This is a genomic window from Streptococcus phocae, from assembly GCF_001302265.1.
GTDB lineage: Bacteria > Bacillota > Bacilli > Lactobacillales > Streptococcaceae > Streptococcus > Streptococcus phocae.
The window spans coordinates 1-2,174 of record NZ_LHQM01000016.1 but is presented as its reverse complement, the minus strand read 5'-3'; the positions used below and the strand labels follow the sequence as shown (position 1 = coordinate 2,174).

Annotated in this window: 1 protein-coding gene; it reads right to left on the bottom strand. The window is 34.9% G+C overall.

The window, feature by feature from the left end:
- Positions 1–772: 772 nt before the first annotated feature.
- Positions 773–1,717 (bottom strand): protein rep, encoded by a 945-nt coding sequence (locus tag AKK44_RS04855; protein ID WP_054278756.1) that lies wholly within the window; start codon positions 1,715–1,717, stop codon positions 773–775.
- Between the last annotated feature and the right edge of the window lie 457 nt (positions 1,718–2,174).

Here is a 2,174-nt window from a genome sequence, read left to right as displayed (position 1 = left end):
ACGGGTGGAAAAGGTTGACTATCGATTTTTCTTGCTGTCCAACCATTTGCAAATAATCCATGCCAAGATATTTGCCATAACAGCAAGTAAGAGCTCGAATAAATAAATCACATCTATCACCTCCTTTCACGACCTGCAGGTCACGACCGGTTTTCCGATAGCTTAACCATTATATCATGACCTTTTTATTTTTTCGATTACCATAACCCTAAGGAATCTCGTTTCCTTTATTCCAATTTCCTTTTGACACAAAGAAACCTTCGCTGATTTCTTACTTGCGTGTTCGGTCGTCAGCTTTCCAGCCTGACGACTCGACTACGCTAAGTCTAAATCGCTCAGCTTTGTCTCAAAAGTTTTCTCGGCATAAATCACTTAACTGGTCACTAAAAGCTCTCAGAATGCTCATATTTGCGTTTTAAAGCATTTTACAATCTGATTCAGGCAAGCAACGGATTTGTATACACAAATCGCTTAAACAGCTTGTCAGGGTGCCTAAAACCTTATTCAGATGATATCATCTGAATTTGTCGCTACGCTCGACCAAACTATTGCTATTTTATTTTTCAGTTGGAATGATTTCCGACTGAAAAATAAAATCATACGAACGCTAGTGAGTAAAAAATCGAATACCATGACATCAAAAAAAGATCAGTATTATTTAAAAATACTGATCTTTTTTATTACGCGGTTTTAGGAGAATCCTAACAAGACAAAAACAACATTTTTTGGGTTTGTCATGACAAAACCGTTGCTTGCCTGAAGCAAACATAAACTATCTCAAAAAATAATTTTGTTTAGTCGCATTCCAAATGGCAACTATTTTTGTGCCCTCTGACAATTCATTCTTCTCAGCAGAAGTATGAATTAAATCTCCATTTTCAGCATCATCAAGAGCTAATTGTTTTTTGATAATTTTAAAGATACCCCCATAGCCTAACTGTCTTTTACGATACAACCCATTATACAAATCATCAACGACTTGTTTATTTTCAATATCTAACTTAATTGGCTTTGTTGGATATTTAGCAGTTTCAAGGATAGCTCCTTTTAATCCTTTTCCCTGCTCTTTCACAGACCGAACATCAACAATTGGAATATAGTCAACTTTCAATGATTGCCCCCACATATCACCCCATTCTTTTTGATTGATATAATCATTTTTGGATTGAAAATAACCAGGTCTCACCATTAGTAGAATATGGATATGAGGATGATAAGTACCTTTTTTTTCATTATGCGTCACTTCGACAGACCTAAGGTAACCGATAAGATTTTTTTGAACTTTAACTCGCTTAAATAATCGGTCAAAAGATTTTGTCAATGACGTTAATGTCCTGTTTAATTCCTCGCCAGGAACATTTTTAACCGTCAGGGTCAAAAAAAGAAATCTCCCTTTCGGCTCCTGCTTAATCGCTTCATCGACAATCCGTGATGTCTGATAAGAATGTTTCATAGAACGTCTCCAATTACACATGGGACAAAGTTTATTCTTACAAAAATAAGCTTGATAAAGTTTCAAAGAACCATCTTCGTTCTTGATAAATTTTAAAACATCACCGCAAGATGATATACGATCTACTAAGCTAGTTTTATAACCCAACTCTTTAAAAATATCAGCTAATTGCAAACTCAATATTTTTCGTTCTCTCCAGCGTCTATCCTTGCCTTTTTTATTTTTATCCAAAAGGACTCGCTCTTGATTTAAAGTTTTCTCCATGCTATAATTTCTGTACAAGTTATTTTGAAATACACAAAAAAGTCTGCACTTCCCCTTTCATAATTTATAGATTCGACCCTTAAATTATAACACGAAAGTTTTCAGAAGTAAAAAGGCTTTTTTTGTTTCCAAAAAGCCAGTAAAATCAACGGTTTAAAAGATTTAAGAGACCTAATTTTGCCCGTGAGTTATTTCCTACTAGTATCAAGATAAGAAGAAACCCTCTTTGAGGGTTTCAAAAGAGCCCTAAAGGGCTCTAAAAATAAAGAGGTACATCATGCTTATTTCATATCCTGCAATTTTTTCATCAAGACATGCAAGCGTATAAAAAATCTCGTTTTTGACCCCATATACTCAACATGATATAATGACTTTGCCGAATAGATAGGTCACACTATCACCAAAGCCCTAAGGAACTGCCATTCCTTAGGGCTTTTTTTGCGTATCTAAAGATTTA